This is a genomic window from Microbacterium insulae (assembly GCF_042677065.1).
GTDB classification, from domain to species: Bacteria; Actinomycetota; Actinomycetes; order Actinomycetales; family Microbacteriaceae; genus Microbacterium; species Microbacterium insulae.
The window spans coordinates 1,179,461-1,194,591 of record NZ_JBHTII010000001.1 but is presented as its reverse complement, the minus strand read 5'-3'; the positions used below and the strand labels follow the sequence as shown (position 1 = coordinate 1,194,591).

The following is a 15,131-nucleotide window of genomic DNA, read 5'->3' as shown; positions in this document are numbered from 1 at the left end:
CGTCGCCGGGCCGGCCTGACATCTCCGAAATCCTGCACGCCGCCTCGCGTCGTGCGCACGCGGGTTTGACCCGCACGAGACCGGTGTGTGCAATATGTTGCATGCCCATCCCGTCCTCGCCCGCGCGCGCCGCGCGCTCACTGCTTCGTGACGACGTCTACCGTCAGCTGCGCGACGCGATCGTCGACGGCACGCTCGCTCCGGGTGAGAGCCTGCGGGACGGCGAACTCGCGGAGTGGCTCGGGGTCAGCCGGACGCCCGTCCGTGAAGCGCTCCTCCGGCTGGCGGAGAGCGGGCTGGTCGTTGCGCGCCCGGGCCGCTCGACTGAGGTGGCCGTCGTCGAGGAAGGCCCCCTGCGCGGAGCGCGGGACGTCGTCGCGGCGATGCACGAGCTCGCGGCGCGGGTCGCCGTGCCGCGACTCAGCTCGGAGCAGATCGAAGCGATGCGGGCGGCGAACGAGCGATTCGCCGCCGCGATCGAGGCGGGTGACGCCGACGCCGCCGTGACGGCCGACGACGCGTTCCACGACGTCCTGATCGCTGCCGCCGGCAACGCCGCCCTCTCCGCCGTGCTGGAGCGCTACACCCCGGTCCTGCGCCGCGCCGAGGTGCTCCGGTTCCTCTCGGTCGACCGCTTCTCGTCCGCCGACCGGCACGCTCGACTGATCGAGCTGTGCGCCGCCGGCGACGCGGACGGGGCGGCTGCGCTGGCGTTCCAGACGTGGCACAGCCTGCCGGTCGCGGCCGCGGGGAGCTCCCCGGGCTGAGGCGCCCGCAACGAAGCCACAACTCCTCGCATCTGCGTTCGTCGGCCGATCCGGGGGCTCGCTGCCACGGTTCGAGCCCGATATTGGGGACTTACGGCAGCGACTTCGTCAACTTGAGAACGATTATCAGTACCCGTAAGATGGCGAGCATGAGCCCGATCCCTCGCCCCCTTCCGCTGCTCGGCCTGGCCGCAGCATCCGTCCTCGTCCTCGCGGGTTGCGCGAGCGGCGGCACCGCGGGCGAGCAGGATGCCGGTCTCACGGTGGTCGCGTCGACCGACGTCTACGGGCAGATCGCCGAAGAGATCGGCGGCGACCTCATCGAAGTCACCTCGATCATCACGAACGCCTCGCAGGATCCGCACTCGTTCGAGCCGTCCGCGCAGGACCAGCTCGCCATCTCCCGGGCCGACCTGATCATCGAGAACGGGGGCGGGTATGACGCGTTCATCGACGCGCTCATCGAGTCGAGCGGCAGCGAGGCTGCGGTCGTCACCGCCGTCGAGCACTCGCACGACTGGCCGGAGAACGACGGTCACGACGAGGAAGGCTCCACCGAGGACGGCGCCACCGAAGAGGGCGCCGCCGAGGAGGACCACGACCACGAGCACGGCGACGAGCACGACCACGAGCACGAGCACGTCGAGGGCTTCAACGAGCACGTCTGGTACGACCCGCACACCGTCGAGCACGTCGCCGAGGCGATCGCCGAGGAGCTGTCCGAGCTCGACCCCGACAACGCCGAGACCTATGCCGCAGGCGCCGAGGCGTTCGCGGTCGAGATCGAGGGTCTCGAGGCGAGCCTCGCCGACCTCGACGCGACCTACGGCGGCGCGAAGGTCTTCGCGGCCGAGCCGGTGCCCGGCTACCTCTTCGCCGCGGCAGGTCTCGAGGACGTGACGCCGGCCGCCTTCAGCGAGGCGGTCGAGGAGGGGCAGGATGTCCCGCCCGCGACTCTCCTCGAGTCGCTCGAGCTCATCGACAGCGGTGACGTCGTCCTCGTGGCGACGAACACCCAAACCGCCGGTGCCGAGACCGCGCAGGTCGTCGCCGACGCCGAAGCGAACGGCATCCCGACCGTCGCGTTCGCCGAAACGCTCCCCGAGGGCCAGACTTACATCTCGTGGATGCAGGCCAACATCGAGGCGCTCGAGGACGCACTGGCGGCGTGACGGGCACGACACCCGCGCTCGAGATCCGCGGCGCGTCCCTGCGGCGCGGCGACCGCGAGCTGTGGTCCGGGCTCGACCTCCTCGTCGCGCCCGGCGAGCTGATCGCCGTCCTCGGGCCCAGCGGCTCCGGCAAGACGACGCTCCTGCGGGCGATCCTGGGCCTCGAGCCGCTCAGCGGCGGATCGATCTCGGTGCTGGGCGAGTCCGTCCGCGGGCGGGGCAACCGCCGGGTCGGCTACCTGCCGCAGTCGCGCCCCCTCCCGCCCGACACCGCCCTGCGCGGACGCGACCTCGTCACGCTCGGGGTGTCGGGCCATCGCTTCGGGATGCCGTTCCCCCGGCGCGGTGACCACGCGCGCGTCGACGCGCTCATCGACGCGGTGGGTGCGGGCGCCTTCGCCGACCGCCCCGTCGGCCAGCTCTCGGGCGGCGAACAGCAGCGACTGCGCGCCGGCCAGGCGCTCGCCGACGACCCCGGCCTGCTGCTGTGCGACGAACCGCTCACGAGCCTCGACCTCGCCAACCAGCAGGCGATCATCGGCCTCATCGACCGGCACCGCCGTGAGAAGGATGCCGCGGTCCTGCTCGTCACCCACGACATCAACCCCGTGCTGGGCAGCGTCGACCGCATCCTCTACATCGCCAACGGTCGCTTCACCCTCGGCACGCCCGACGAGGTGCTCACCTCGGAGACCCTGACGGACCTCTACGGGGCACCCGTCTTCGTGCTGCGGGCGGGCGATCGGCTGGTGGTCGTCGGCGCGCCGGATGCCGAGGCATCCCACCACCACCACGACGAGGACCACGCATGAACTGGGACGACGTCGGGGACGCCATGTTCGGCGGGCTGCCCGTCTACGGCGACATCCTCGCGCTCGTGTCGAACTCGGTGTGGGCCGGGGCCGTGCTCGGCCTCGTCGGGGGTCTGATCGGCGTCCTCGTGATGCAGCGCGACATGGCGTTCGCGGTTCATGGCATCAGCGAACTGTCTTTCGCCGGCGCCGCCGCCGCACTTCTGATCGGCTGGGACGTCGTGACCGGCTCGATCGTCGGATCGATCGTCGCGGCGGCGATCATCGGCTGGCTCGGTGCGCGGGCGCGCGACCGGAACTCGATCATCGGCGTGCTCATGCCGTTCGGGCTGGGTCTCGGCATCCTGTTCCTCTCCCTCTACGACGGGCGCAGCGCCAATCGGTTCAGCCTGTTGACCGGTCAGATCGTGTCGGTGCAGTCCGGACAGCTGGGCTGGCTCATCGTGATCAGCGCCTTCGCCCTGCTCGGACTGCTCGCGATCTGGCGCCCGCTGCGGTTCGACTCGCTCGACCCGGAGTCCGCCGCGGCGCGCGGCGTGCCGACGACGGCGGTGTCGCTCGCCTTCATGCTGCTCCTCGGTCTGATCGTCGCCGTCGCCGTCCACATCATCGGGGCGCTGCTGGTGATGGCGCTCCTCGTGACCCCGGCGGCGGCGGCCATGCGCGTGGCCACCGGCCCCCTGTCGGTGCCGGTGCTGGCGGCGCTGTTCGGATTCGTGTCGGCCGTCGGCGGCATTCTCCTCGCCATCATGGGCACCCTGCCGGTGAGCCCTTACATCACCACGATCTCGTTCGCGATCTACGTGGTGTGCCGAGTGGTCGGCGCGCGCCGCGACCGCGTGGCGCGAGAAGCAGCGTTCGCGTGAGCGCCTCCCAGGGCGCGCCCGGGAGACGTCCAGACCCCGCGAGTAGACTCCCGGGCATGGCTCAGCGCAACACGTGGCAGCGCGAACGCGTGCGCGAGGCGCTCGCCGACGCCCGCGGCTTCGTCAGCGCCCAGTCCCTGCACGCGACCCTTCGCGACGAGAACACGGGCATCGGCCTGGCCACCGTCTACCGTGCGCTCGCCGGGCTCGCCGCCCGCGGCGACGCGGACTCGCTCCAGAGTCCCGACGGCGAGGCGCTCTACCGCGCCTGCACCAGCACGGGCCACCACCACCACCTGATCTGCCGCAGCTGCGGACTGACCGTCGAGATCGAGGCGACGGATGTCGAGCAGTGGGCGCGCCGGACGGCCGAGAGCCACGGCTTCCGCGACGCCGAGCACATCGTCGACATCTTCGGGCTGTGCAGGGCCTGCGCCCAGGCCCGGGACGAGCGTGACGCGGACTGAGACCCGACCCGCCGCGGCTCCGTCGCGCACGGCACGCACCCTCGTCGCGCTCTCGATCGGCGCGGGCGTGGTCGCGGTGCTGTTCCTCATCGACGCGTTCGCGCCGGCGCTCTTCCCGGCGCCGCTCCCGACCCGCGCGCAGGACGGCCTGACCCTCGCGATCAGCGTGCTGATCGAGTCGCTGCCCTTCGTCGTCCTGGGCGTCGTGCTCTCGATCGTCGTGCAGGTGTGGGTGCCGCCCGGGGTCATCGAGCGATGGATGCCGCGCCGCGCGTGGGCCCGACGGGCAGTCCTTTCGCTGCTGGGCATGATCGTGCCGGTCTGCGAGTGCGGCAACGTGCCGTTCGCGCGCGGCCTCCTGATGCGCGGCTTCTCGGTGTCCGAGACGATGACGTTCCTCATCGCCGCGCCGATCGTGAACCCCATCGTGATCATCACGACCCACCAGGCGTTCGGCTTCAGCGACGGCATCCTGATCGCCCGCCTCGTCGGCGGCTATCTGATCGCGAACCTCATCGGCTGGCTCTACAGCCGCCACCCCTCCCCCGACGCACTGCTCACCGACCGCTTCCGCGACACGTGCGACCTCGTCGTGCACGAGCCGGGGAGCAAGGGCCGCCGCAGCCTCGCTCAGTTCATCATCGAGCTGCGCGCCGTGATGCCGGCGCTCGTGATCGGGTCGGCGCTCGCCGGCGCCGTGCAGGTCCTGATCCCGCGCGAGACGCTGGTGGCGATCGGCTCGAACCCGGCGCTCTCGATCGTCGCGATGATGGCGCTCGCGATGGTCGTCGCGATCTGCTCCAACGTGGACTCGTTCTTCGCGCTGTCGTTCGCGTCCACCTTCACCCCCGGCGCGATCGTGGCGTTCCTCCTGGTCGGGCCCCTCGTCGACGTGAAGATGCTCGCCCTCATGCGCACGACCTTCACCACCCGCACCCTCGCGGGCATCGTGGTCATCGTCATCCTGTCGGCGTTCGTCATCGGAACGGTGGTGAACCTCCTTGCTTAAGGCGGAGTGGATCGGCGTGCGGTGGCTCGGGGTCGGGCTCGCCGCCGTCCTCGCCGTCGTCACGATCGCTCTCGCCGCGACGGGGCGGCTCGCGCTGTACATCAACCCCGACTCGACCTGGTTCGCCGTCTCTATGGCCGTGGTCGCCCTCATCGGCACCGTCGCCTCGTTCACGCTCCCGCTCGGCGCCGAGTCCGACCACGGCCACGACCACGGCCACGACCACGGCGGCGTCCCCGGACCCGACCCCCGCCCCGACCGCGCGCACGACGTTCGCAGAATCGCGCCGGATTCGCACGATCAAGCCCAGATTCTGCGAGGCTCGCGCGAATCTGCGAGTCATGCCTCGGCCCACGCCCACCCGCGCAGCCCGCTCGGGCTCGCCGCGACGGTCGTCGGCGGCGTGGTCGCCTCCGGCGTCGTCGGGCTCACGCTGGTGCTCCCGCCCGCGTCGCTGTCGGCCGAGCTGGCCATGTCGCGCGACGTCGGCGCGACGCCGCTGTTCGCGGGAGCGGATGTCGTCACCCTCGCCTCGACGGGGGACACCTCGTCGTTCGGGGTCGGGGAGTGGGCGACGGTGTTCGCCACCGCGACGAATCCGGACGCGTTCGACGGCGACCCGATCGAGCTCACCGGGTTCGTGACGCCCGGCGAGGACGGCGCGTTCGACCTGACGCGGCTCGTGATCACCCACTGCGTCATCGACGCACAGCCGGCGACCATTCCCGTGTCCGACGAGCAGATCCCCGAGACCGGGCAATGGGTCACCGTGACCGGCACGGTGCGTTCGACCTCCGACGGACGACTTCAGATCGACGCGGACGCCGTCGACCTGATCGACGAGCCCGAGGACCCCTATGAGTACTGAGCCGGCGACCCGCCGCGCGCGCGGTCGCCGGCGGCGCGGACGCGCCTTCGCGGGGGCCTTCGCGATCGTGGTCGGTGCGCTCGCGGTGCTCGGCCTCGCGGGCGCGGCGGCGACCGTCGGGCAAGGACCGAGGGTGACCGACGTCCAGGTCGACCCGGTCGCGGCGGCCGAGGCATCCGGTTCCCGGCTCATCGTGACCACCACCCAGTCGCTGGAGGAGGTCGATCCGTCGCAGGTGACGGTGACCCCCGAGGCGCCCTTCGCCGTCGACACCTCCGGCCGCAGTGTCGGCGTGCGCTTCGGCTTGCCGCTGTGGGATGACACGGACTACACCGTGACCATCGCCGGAGTCGAAGGGCTCGGTGGCGGACCGGCCGTGACGATCACCGAGACGTTCCGCACCCCGCCGGCGCAGATCGAGCTGCTTCAGCGCGGTGCCGACGGCGACACGATCTTCCGCACCGACCTGTCCGGTGACAACGCGGTCGCGGTGTTCACCCACCCGCACATCGAGGACTTCCGGGCGACGTCGTCGCATCTCGTGATGTCGGTGCGCAACGACGAGGACGAGGCGGCGCTCATCGTGACCGACCTCGACGGCTCGAACCCGCGGGAGCTTCCGCTTCCGGGTGAGGGCTTCGTGTCGAATCTGCAGAGCTCGGACCGCGGCGACGTCATCGGCTTCACCTTCACCGATGCGGGCCTCGACGCCGAGGGCGGGCGCGAGAGCATGCTGCACACCGCCTCGCTGAAGGCGTCCGATCCTCAGCCCCGGCCGATCGAGGTCGAGGGAGTCGATCCGAGCGTCGCGGACTGGCGATTCGTGCCCGACACCGACAGCATCCTCCTCCTGCCCTTCGACGGTTCACTGCTGCTGACGGGCCCCGCCGGCGAGGCCCCCACCCCGCTCGGCACGGCGGTCACGATCGAGGGCATCGCGCGGGGCTCGTCCGAGGCCGTGGTCGAGCGCGTCGACGGCATGACGGGCATCGATCTCACCGACGGATCGGAGGACCCGCTCGTGGCGCCGCAGGAGGACATCGGACCGGCCACGACCGTGACGCCCCTGCCGGACGGGTCGACGCTGCGCGTCGCCGCGGTCCTCGACGACGGTGGCGCCCCGACCGGGCGCACTTCCCTCCACCTCGTCGATGCGGACGGTGCGACCCGGCTGCTCGCCGAGGTGCCCGAGACGGATGCCGTGCTTCAGGTCTGCGTGTCGCCCAGTGCCCGGTACGCCGCCGTGACCGTGGCACCGGATGCGGTGTCCAACCCCTACGACACGTACCAGCTCCCGCTTCCGGAGCGGACCGAGACGCGCGTGCTCGAGATCGCCGACGGCGCAGAGGTCGCCGCGCTCGCGGGATCGTCGATCTCGTGGTGTCAGGTGCCTCCGGGCTGACCGGAGGGCGCGGCATCCTTCGTCCCCGCGGCCGCCGGAACCGGGATCGTCGACGGGAGCCCTCGCGCGAGCACGATCGCGATCAGCGTCAGCGCGAACACGAGGAACAGGGCCTGGCGCAGCGACTGCACCTGCGTGTCGGCATAGGTCTGCGCGACTTCGGTGGCGACCTCCGGGCTGCCCCCGGCGTCGAGCACCGCCTGCTCGGCCTGCTCCTGGGAGATGATGGGCGCTCCACCCGAGGTGCCCTCGGCGACCTGGGCCTTGACGTCGTCGCTGAGCGTCGTGCTGGCCTGGATCGCGGTGCCGAACCCGCCCGTGAGCAGCAGGATGAAGACGGATCCGACGACGGCCGTGCCGAAGGATGAGCCGAGGTTCTGGAACGTCCCCTGCAGGCCGCCGACCTCGGAGGTGTCCTCTTTGGCGACCGCCGACATGTTGACGTTGCCGAGCTGTGAGGCGAGGAGCCCGAACCCGGCGCCGACGACGAACATGCCGGCGGCGAAGAGCAGGTCCGTGAGGTCGGGCTGCACGGCGACGAACACCAGGAGGAGGCCGAGTCCGAGGGTGAACTGCCCGATCCGGGCGATGTTGCGCGCGGAACGCACGGTGGAGAGGCGGGAGCCGACGATCGAGAAGATGATGAGCCCGATCGAGAGCGGCAGGATCTTCAGCCCGGTCTCGAGGGCGTTGTAACCGAGGATCGTCTGCAGGTAGACCGGCACGACGAAGAAGAGCGCGGCGATCGCGAAGTACTGCGCCAGGAACATCGTCAGCCCGCTGCGCAGGGCGGGGATGCGCAGCATGCTGACCTTCAGCAGCGGGATGCGTCCCTCGCGCTCGAGCTTCTGCTGGCGCTTCACGAACCACCACAGGACGAGGAGTGCGATCACGATGAGATATGCGACCGGCGACACGCCGAACGGCGCGATCGTGACGCCCGCGACCTCGGGCGGATCCAGCGGGACGAGCCACCCCCACGCCTTGCTCTGCAGCACGGCGAACACGAGGATCGCCATGCCCGCCGCGGACAGCACGACGCTCAGCACGTCGATCCGAAGTGTGCGGTCGGCGGGGGTGTCCTTGATGCGTCCCGACACGATGAGGACGAGCACCATGATGATCACCTCGCCGACGAACACCCAGCGCCAGGAGGCGTAGGTCGTCATCAGGCCGCCGATGAGAGGGCCGGCGGCGGCGGCGAAGCCGGTGATCGCTCCGAGGGCGGAGAACGCGATGACCCGGTCACGGCCCGTGTAGTTGATCGCCGCGAGCGCCGCGATCGCCGGGATGACGAGGATCGCCCCCAGGCCTTCCACGAGCGACCAGCCCAGCAGCAGCACCGGCAGGTTCGGAGCGAGGGCGGTCGTGAGCGAGCCGAGGCCGTACACGATCGACCCGATGCGGAACGCGGTGCTGCGACCCCACTTGTCGCCGAGCTTTCCGCCCGTGAGCATGAAGGCCGCCATCGTCAGGGCGTAGAACGTGATCGCCGCCTGCATGCCGCCGATGTCGGTGCCGAGATCGGCGGCCACGGTGGAGATGGAGACGTTCATGACGGTGCTGTCGAGCACCATGACGAACTGCGAGACGCCCAGGATGATGAGCACCAACCACCGCTTCATGGCCGAATGCTATCGGCGGCCCCCGACGGCGGTATCGCCTCGCGGGGGTGAGTTGTCGATGCGTAGACTCCCCGCATGCCCGCCCCCACGCTGCGACCCGTTCGCCGTGAGGACCTTCTGGACCTGCCCGCCGCGGTCGCCCCGCGCCTCCTCGGCGCCCACCTGACCACCGTGGTGAGCGGCGAGACGGTGGTGGCGCGCCTGACCGAGGTCGAGGCGTACCACGGGCTCGGCACCGGCCCCGTTCCCGACCCCGGATCCCATGCGCGCAGGGGTCGCACGGCGCGCAATGCCACGATGTGGGGCGAGCCGGGTCACCTCTACGTCTATCTGAGCCACGGCATCCACTCGTGCGTGAACGTCGTGTGCGGGCCCGAGGGGGTCGCCGGCGGAATCCTGCTGCGCGCCGCCGAGATCGTCGAAGGGACGGATGCCGCGGCCCGCCGCCGTCCCGCGGCGCGCACCGTGCGCGATCTCGCGCGCGGACCCGGGCGGCTCGGCGATGCGGTCGGGCTGCGGCATCCCCTTCACGACGGCATCGATGCCGTCACGGGAGCGCCCCAGGCCGGTGCCGTCGCGCGGCTGGAGATACCGGGCGAACCGCTGGGCGAGGTCGTCACCGGTCCGCGGGTGGGGGTCGCGGGGGAGGCCGGGACCGACCGCTTCCCGTGGCGGTTCTGGATCGAGGGGGATCCGACGGTGTCGGCTTTCCGGTGGGGTCGGGGCGCGAGAGAGGCGGCGGAGTTGGGGAGAGGCTGACCTCTCCCTGTGGAGAATTCACTGGGAGTGTCGTACCTTTGTTCTAAACTCTGGGGATGGATCACACCGCGCTCGACCGCATCGGCGAGGCGCTTCGTGCGCTCGCCGCGGCCGGTGGTGATCGGCCCGCCGCGGCGCTGTCATCGGCCGAGCTGGTGGCGGTGAACGAGGCCTTCGGTGCGCTGAAGCGCCGAGTCGACGCCGCCTTCGCTCCCGTCGCCGCAGAGATCTCCCGGCAGTCGCGGCGTGAGTTGGGCAAGGACTCGTTCGCGAGGAGGCAGGGGTTCTCGTCGCCCGTCGCGCTGATCTCGACGACGACGGGCACGAGTGTCGGCGAGGCGGTGCGCATCGTGCAGGTCGGCGAGGCCACCGCGGCGCGCGTCTCGCTGACCGGTGAGGCGCTGCCGGCCAAGCGGCCCTCTCTTGCCGCGGCGGTCACGGCGGGGGTGATCGGCATGACGGCGGCAGCGGCGATCGTGTCGCTGCTCGACCGGCTCGCGGTGCGCGTCTCAGCGGAGCGTCTCGCCGCCGCCGAGCATCAGCTCGTCGGGCTGGCGCCGGGGTTGCGGCCCGACGAGCTCGGCAAGCTCCTGGCGCGCGCCGAGGCGCATCTCGACCCTGACGGTGTGGAGCCGCGCCACGAGGAGCTGCGGTCCGAGCGGTCACTCATGCTGCAAGAGCGCGACGGCATGCTGCATCTCACCGGCAAGCTCGACCCCGAGGCCGCCGCGCCCGTCAAGGCTGCGATCGATGCGCTCGTGGGCGAGGGTCTGCGACGCAACGAGCACACCGGCGATGCCGATCGCGACCCGCGGTCGGTGCGGCAGATGCAGGCCGACGCTCTCGCCGACCTCTGCCGACACGCGATCGGGTGCGATGAGGTGCCCACCGGGCCGTCCGCGACGGTGGTCGTGCGGGTGGATCTTGCCGACCTCGAAGCGGGCGTCGGTGTCGCGACGATCGACGGACTCGCGCAGCCGGTGCCCGCTTCGATCCTCCGCCGGCTGGCCGCCGATGCGCAGGTCATCCCGTGCGTGCTCGGTGGTGACAGCGAGATCCTCGACTGGGGGCGCGCGAAGCGGCTGTTCACTCCGGCTCAGAAGCTCGCGATCGCCGAACGCGACGGCGGGTGCGTGTCATGTGGAGCGCCGCCGGCGTGGTGTCACGTCCATCACCTCGCGTGGTGGCAGCGCGACGGCGGGCGCACCGACCTCGGCAACGGCGTGCTGCTGTGCACAGGGTGTCACCATCGACTGCACGGCGACGGGTGGGAGATCCGCATCGACGGGCCCGGCGTCCATGCGAAGGTATGGCTCATCCCTCCACCGTGGGTCGACGCGGAGCGCAGACCGAGGCTCGCGGGCAAGTCTCGCTACACCCTCATCGCATGACGCCCGCGATGTGCGCGCCGGGGCGAGGCATCGTCCTGGTGAAGCCCGACACACCCTCCGTGCTAGACTGACTCTTTGTCTGCGCGCACTCCAGCACGCAGTTCGCGTTTCGACTCGCTTCGCTCGCTCAACGACCGGTGTATCCGGGCGGGGATCGGCCGTGTGCGAAATGCAGACAAGGGATCTTGGGTGGGGCCGTCCGGCTCCACGGTACTAAGGAGACATCACTATGGCAGCAGTGTGCCAGGTGACTGGAGCAGTTCCCGGCTTCGGTCACAACATCTCGCACTCGCACCGCCGGACGAAGCGCCGCTTCGACCCGAACGTGCAGAAGAAGACCTACTTCGTTCCGTCGCTGGGTCGCAACATCAAGCTCAACGTCTCGGCCAAGGGCATCAAGGTCATCGACGCCCGCGGCATCGAGGCAGTCGTCCGTGACCTCCAGGCGAAGGGTGTGAAGCTCTGATGGCCAAGAAGGCACAGGACGTCCGTCCGATCATCAAGCTGCGTTCGACCGCCGGCACGGGGTACACCTACGTGACGCGCAAGAACCGCCGCAACAACCCCGACCGCATCGTGCTCAAGAAGTACGACCCGGTCATCCGCAAGCACGTCGAATTCCGAGAGGAGCGTTGATCCATGGCCAAGAAGAGCAAGATCGCGCGTAACCAGCAGCGCCAGGAGGTCGTCGACCGCTACGCCGCCAAGCGCGCCGAGCTGAAGAAGGCTCTCGTCGACCCGAACTCGACCGACGAGCAGCGCGAGGCCGCTCGCGTGGGCCTGCAGAAGCTGCCCCGCAACGCGTCGCCCGTTCGGCTGCGTTCGCGCGACGTCATCGACGGCCGCCCCCGCGGTGTCCTCACGAAGTTCGGCATCTCGCGTGTCCGCTTCCGTGACATGGCGCACCGTGGCGAGCTGCCCGGCGTGACCAAGTCGAGCTGGTAAGCACCCGCTTTCACACGAAGGCCCGGATTCCTCACGGATTCCGGGCCTTCGTGGCTTTCACGACGAGCCGAGCTGATGACCGTGGCTGCCGGCGACCGCGCGCAGGATCGCGTCGGTCGACTCGCCGGTGACGTGCGGGTACTGCTCCGTCAGCACGCGGGCAAGTTCGTCGAGGACCTTCTCCAAGAGGACTCCGGCGGCGCGCAGGTCCCCGTCTCCCGAGGCCCGCGCGGCGTCGCGCACGTCGATCGCATACCCGATCGCGCGCGTGACCGACAGCCGGTCGTCGCGCTCCGCGAAGTAGAAGATCTCGGTGTTCTGCACGAGGTCGGCGGTGAGTTCGGCGAGTGACCGGGCGACCGAGGAGACGACGGATGCCGCGTACCCGGCCGACACGGCGGGCGGCGTCATGCGGATACCCGACTCGTGCAGGCTCGTCAGCTCGATCGCGACGGCGCGACGACGCGCCAGAGCGGGATAGAGCTGCATGTACCACGACACCGACGCCGAGAGCAGGGCGAAGCCGGTGAGCGCCTCCAGGGGCGACAGGAACCGGATGATCGGCTCGGCGGGGACCACGTCGCCCAGTCCGAGCGTCGTGAGCGCGACGAGCGAGAAGGTGATCACCTCGAGGAACGGGTTGTAGTCCGCGGGGTTCACGCCGCTGTACGAGAAGCCGTCGGGGAAGTGCGGGAGATAGACCAGCGCCCACCCGAGCGTCACGAGCACGATCCACACGCTGATCGTCGCGAGCACCGTGAGCGGGCCGCTCACCGCGAGCGGGCGGCGGCCGCGCGACATCCCCCACACGGTCCGGAACACCAGCGTGGTGAGCCGGCCGGTCGAGGCCGGGCGCAGGAGCGTGTGGAACACGTCGTTGAGGGCGACCACGAGCAGCAGCACTCCGGCGGCGGTGCTGAGGAAGGTCGTCATGCCGTCACCGTAATCCCCCTGGCGGGTCCGTGGGCGGGCTTGCGCGGACGAAGATGGAGGGATGCCGCTGGACCCGTTCTTCGAAGAGCGCCTGCGCGTGCACCGCCGGTACCTGATCGACAAGGCGCGCGGCGCGCTGCGGGCGCGGCTGATCGCGCTGTGGCCGTTCGGACGCACTCCCGTCCCGTCCGCGGGGAGGCCGACGTCGGAGACCCCGTCGGCCCAGTCAACCGCGGTCGGCCCGAATGCGCGGGCCCGCGCCCGCAAGCGTCGCGCGGCGCTGGCGTGGGACCGCGCCGAGCTCGTCGCCGTCGGACTGCCCGGTCCCGACGTGCGCATCACCGAGCACCGGGTCGAGGTGGAGGGCGCACCGGCCGTCCGGGTGCGGGTCTATCATCCGACCGACCCGGGTTCGGCGCCCGTGCCCGGCGTGCTGGCGTTCTTCGGGGGAGCCTTCCGCATCGGCGGGGTCGACTACCCGACGACGGATGCCGCGTTCCGCCGCCGCGCCGTCGACGCCGGCGTCGCGGTCGCCGCCGTGGACTACGCCCTCGCGCCCGAGCAGCAGTACCCCGTGCAGGTCGAGCAGGCCTTCGCGGCGCTGCGCTGGCTCGTGTCCCATGCGGAGGAGCTGGGCGTGGACCCCGACCGGATCGGCGTGCTCGGCACGTCAGCCGGCGGCAACATCGCCGCGGCGCTGACGCTCGTCAACCGCGATCGGGGAGGGCCGCCCCTGCGCCTGCAGGTGCTCGAGGTGCCTGTCGTCGACCTCACCGGCGCTCACGTCGACCTGCGGGCGACGCGGGCCCTCGGCATCCCCCGCTTCATCGCGATCCGCGAGCTGCGCTCCGTCGCGCGAACCTATCTGCCGTCTCGGGATGCCGCGCGCGAGCCGTATGCGTCCCCGCTGCGCGCCGGGTCCCATGCCGGACTCCCGCCCGCGGTGATCCTGACCGCCGAGTACGACCCGCTCCGCGGCGACGGCGATGCGTACGGGGCGGCGCTGCGGGCGGCGGGGGTGGATGCCTCGGTCGTGCGGTACCAGGGCGTGACCCACGACACTGCGATGTTCCTCGCCGTCCTCCCGGCCGCGCGTCGCTGGCACGACGACGTCGTCGCCGCGCTGCGGCGCCTCCACGCCTGACGCGGCCATCAGGCCCGACATCGGCCTACGCCGCTGACTGCGGCTGGGGAACCTGGTGGGCGGTGGCCCACGCGAGGGCGTCGTCGGCGATCTCCTCCCAGCCGTCCTGGCTGACGAGGCGGTGGGTGCGCCCGGCGTACTCCTTGTACTCGACGATCGCAGGGCTCCCGGTCGCGGTGTACTTCTTGACGATGGCCTTGCCGATGGCCGGCGGGACGACGTGGTCGATCTCGCCGGTGATGACGAGGAAGGGAGCGCGGTCGGGGCGGCTGTAGTCCACGCGCGTCACTCCGCCCTTCTCGTTCAACACCGAGGTCACGCCCTCGAAGAAGACACGATTGTAGGAGTTGACGGCGTACTGCTCCCAGAGCGCATCGGACTCGCTGCGCGGGAGGTCGTTGCCGAAGGTGAAGTGGAAGTGGCGCTTGGACAGCGGCTTGGCGCCGTTGCGGCCGAACGGGTTCGACAGGATGGGCGTCCCCGTCCACAGCGTCGACAGCGGGAGAGCGGTGACGCCGGCGGTCTGCCCGGGCGCGACGCCCACGTAGGCGACGCCGAGACCTCGGTCGGCGAGCATCTGCGTGATGACGCCGCCGAAGGAGTGGCCGATGATGATCGGCTTGACCGGAAGTTCACGGATGATCCGCTCGTAGTTGTCGGCGATCTCCTTCAGCCCGACGCCCTTGAGCGCGGCCGGGTGGGAGCGGATGTCGTCGACGGTGCGGTCGTCGATCCCGGGCCACCCGGGGACGAGGACCTCGTGGCCGGCTGCGCGGAAGCGCTCGGCCCAGGTGTCCCAGCTCGTGGGGGTCATCCAGAGCCCGTGGATGAGGACGATGGGGGTCTTGTCGGTGTTGTTCATGTCGATCTCCTTGGTTCGATACCGGTACTTCCGGTGGATGTATCCTGATGGTAGACCGAACGTTCTATCTACACAAGGACATTCCCGAAATCCGATCATCGAGGCGAGA

The 15,131-nt window shown here is 70.7% G+C and carries 17 protein-coding genes; 14 read left to right on the top strand and 3 right to left on the bottom strand.

The genetic code is table 11. From position 1 onward, the window contains the following. The first annotated feature begins 101 nt into the window (after positions 1-101). The 8 genes from ACFQ0P_RS05705 (at position 102) to ACFQ0P_RS05670 (ending at position 7,363) form a co-directional block, all read left to right on the top strand. The gene (locus ACFQ0P_RS05705; RefSeq protein ID WP_204981142.1) at positions 102-767 is read left to right on the top strand and encodes a GntR family transcriptional regulator; all 666 of its coding nucleotides are present in this window, start codon (positions 102-104) and stop codon (positions 765-767) included. A 149-nt stretch (positions 768-916) separates the two neighbouring features. Continuing rightward, entirely contained in the window at positions 917-1,939 is a 1,023-nt protein-coding gene (locus ACFQ0P_RS05700; RefSeq protein ID WP_204981141.1) for a metal ABC transporter solute-binding protein, Zn/Mn family, read from the top strand. Then, positions 1,936-2,751, top strand: a complete 816-nt coding sequence (locus ACFQ0P_RS05695) for a metal ABC transporter ATP-binding protein (RefSeq protein WP_204981140.1) — start codon at positions 1,936-1,938, stop codon at positions 2,749-2,751. The genes ACFQ0P_RS05700 and ACFQ0P_RS05695 overlap by 4 nt, the downstream gene beginning before the upstream one ends. Continuing rightward, positions 2,748-3,617, top strand: a complete 870-nt coding sequence (locus ACFQ0P_RS05690) for a metal ABC transporter permease (RefSeq protein WP_204981139.1) — start codon at positions 2,748-2,750, stop codon at positions 3,615-3,617. The genes ACFQ0P_RS05695 and ACFQ0P_RS05690 overlap by 4 nt, the downstream gene beginning before the upstream one ends. 56 nt (positions 3,618-3,673) lie before the next feature. Continuing rightward, a complete protein-coding gene (locus tag ACFQ0P_RS05685) occupies positions 3,674-4,084 on the top strand; it encodes a Fur family transcriptional regulator (protein WP_204981138.1) in 411 nt (136 codons plus the stop codon). Continuing rightward, positions 4,071-5,093 carry a permease gene (locus tag ACFQ0P_RS05680; RefSeq protein ID WP_204981560.1) on the top strand — a complete coding sequence of 341 codons (1,023 nt, stop codon included), beginning with the start codon at positions 4,071-4,073 and terminating at the stop codon, positions 5,091-5,093. Before ACFQ0P_RS05685 ends, ACFQ0P_RS05680 begins: the two co-directional genes overlap by 14 nt. Then, the gene (locus tag ACFQ0P_RS05675) at positions 5,086-5,961 is read left to right on the top strand and encodes a TIGR03943 family putative permease subunit (RefSeq protein ID WP_204981137.1); all 876 of its coding nucleotides are present in this window, start codon (positions 5,086-5,088) and stop codon (positions 5,959-5,961) included. The genes ACFQ0P_RS05680 and ACFQ0P_RS05675 overlap by 8 nt, the downstream gene beginning before the upstream one ends. Beyond that, positions 5,951-7,363 carry a hypothetical protein gene (locus ACFQ0P_RS05670; protein ID WP_204981136.1) on the top strand — a complete coding sequence of 471 codons (1,413 nt, stop codon included), beginning with the start codon at positions 5,951-5,953 and terminating at the stop codon, positions 7,361-7,363. Before ACFQ0P_RS05675 ends, ACFQ0P_RS05670 begins: the two co-directional genes overlap by 11 nt. Here the strand turns inward: ACFQ0P_RS05670 and ACFQ0P_RS05665 are convergent. Further along, positions 7,345-8,988 carry an MFS transporter gene (locus ACFQ0P_RS05665; protein ID WP_204981135.1) on the bottom strand — a complete coding sequence of 548 codons (1,644 nt, stop codon included), beginning with the start codon at positions 8,986-8,988 and terminating at the stop codon, positions 7,345-7,347. The genes ACFQ0P_RS05670 and ACFQ0P_RS05665 overlap by 19 nt on opposite strands. Positions 8,989-9,063: 75 nt before the next feature. Here ACFQ0P_RS05665 and ACFQ0P_RS05660 point away from each other — a divergent pair, with 75 nt between their 5' ends. The 5 genes from ACFQ0P_RS05660 (at position 9,064) to rpsN (ending at position 12,083) form a co-directional block, all read left to right on the top strand. Beyond that, positions 9,064-9,747 carry a DNA-3-methyladenine glycosylase gene (locus ACFQ0P_RS05660; RefSeq protein ID WP_204981134.1) on the top strand — a complete coding sequence of 228 codons (684 nt, stop codon included), beginning with the start codon at positions 9,064-9,066 and terminating at the stop codon, positions 9,745-9,747. A 56-nt stretch (positions 9,748-9,803) separates the two neighbouring features. Continuing rightward, on the top strand, positions 9,804-11,138 hold the full coding sequence (locus ACFQ0P_RS05655) for an HNH endonuclease (RefSeq protein ID WP_204981133.1): 1,335 nt from the start codon (positions 9,804-9,806) through the stop codon (positions 11,136-11,138). Positions 11,139-11,367: 229 nt separating this feature from the next. After that, a complete protein-coding gene (rpmB, locus tag ACFQ0P_RS05650) occupies positions 11,368-11,604 on the top strand; it encodes a 50S ribosomal protein L28 (RefSeq protein ID WP_013584774.1) in 237 nt (78 codons plus the stop codon). Further along, entirely contained in the window at positions 11,604-11,774 is a 171-nt protein-coding gene (rpmG, locus tag ACFQ0P_RS05645; RefSeq protein WP_005051772.1) for a 50S ribosomal protein L33, read from the top strand. Before rpmB ends, rpmG begins: the two co-directional genes overlap by 1 nt. A gap of 3 nt (positions 11,775-11,777) precedes the next feature. After that, the gene (gene rpsN / locus ACFQ0P_RS05640) at positions 11,778-12,083 is read left to right on the top strand and encodes a 30S ribosomal protein S14 (protein ID WP_204981132.1); all 306 of its coding nucleotides are present in this window, start codon (positions 11,778-11,780) and stop codon (positions 12,081-12,083) included. Between the two features lie 57 nt (positions 12,084-12,140). On the opposite strand, the gene ACFQ0P_RS05635 is transcribed toward rpsN, so the two are convergent. Then, the gene (locus ACFQ0P_RS05635; RefSeq protein WP_204981131.1) at positions 12,141-13,016 is read right to left on the bottom strand and encodes a two pore domain potassium channel family protein; all 876 of its coding nucleotides are present in this window, start codon (positions 13,014-13,016) and stop codon (positions 12,141-12,143) included. 61 nt (positions 13,017-13,077) lie between these two features. Between ACFQ0P_RS05635 and ACFQ0P_RS05630 the strand changes: the two genes are divergently transcribed. After that, positions 13,078-14,160: an alpha/beta hydrolase gene (locus tag ACFQ0P_RS05630; protein ID WP_204981130.1), complete on the top strand. Its 1,083-nt coding sequence runs from the start codon at positions 13,078-13,080 to the stop codon at positions 14,158-14,160. A 25-nt stretch (positions 14,161-14,185) separates the two neighbouring features. Here the strand turns inward: ACFQ0P_RS05630 and ACFQ0P_RS05625 are convergent, their stop codons facing one another. After that, complete coding sequence (locus ACFQ0P_RS05625; RefSeq protein ID WP_204981129.1) at positions 14,186-15,022, bottom strand: alpha/beta hydrolase; 837 nt, start codon at positions 15,020-15,022, stop codon at positions 14,186-14,188. Between the last annotated feature and the right edge of the window lie 109 nt (positions 15,023-15,131).